General features: G+C 41.9%; 1 protein-coding gene and 1 pseudogene. Both read right to left on the bottom strand.

Annotated elements, in window-relative coordinates; genetic code table 11:
* On the bottom strand, positions 1-325 hold a 325-nt coding region (locus ACKTR2_RS10390; protein WP_407885068.1), incomplete at its 3' end, for a thioredoxin domain-containing protein.
* Positions 312-575: pseudogene (locus ACKTR2_RS10395) on the bottom strand (hypothetical protein); the annotation flags it as partial. The pseudogene ACKTR2_RS10395 and the gene ACKTR2_RS10390, both read right to left, overlap by 14 nt.

Consider the following 575-nt stretch of genomic DNA (forward strand, 5'->3'; position numbering starts at 1 on the left):
AGTATCGTTGCTTGCCATGGATCAAGGTTGGTACTGACGTTAATTGATATTTTTGAATGTAATGCCGATTCTGCGATTGATTCATATTAATCAAAATGATGTTGTGACTGATAACGTTATGCCAATAAATCCGATGGAAAATAGATTGACAATCCGAGCAATCATCACGGTAAAAGAACAGAACTTTATCAGAATGCTTAGCCAGCGTCACGATTGGTCGATGCTTTTCTACGTGGTTGACATATTGATGACCAGCAAACCCGCTAACGGCTGAAACCACCACGATTACCGCTAGGGCTTTGCCAACGCGTTTAATTAAGGTCACTGGCTTTAAAGCTACTACCTAAATTTTGGACTGCGGTGATTCGATCCGTGGTGGTATCGAAAGTCACTTGATAAAGTACCGTCGCCTTTTGCCAGTCGTTGTCGCCACTCTTACTTTCATAACTAACGACGGCCAAGCCTTTCATATCTTGGCCCTGCTTACTTTGTGTATACAGGTTCAGCTGATCTAATTTGGCTGAAACACTATTGCTATCACCATACGTGCCCTTATGTGAAAAGTATTGCTGATA

The organism is Furfurilactobacillus curtus, from assembly GCF_045862785.1.
Classification (GTDB): Bacteria; Bacillota; Bacilli; order Lactobacillales; family Lactobacillaceae; genus Furfurilactobacillus; species Furfurilactobacillus curtus.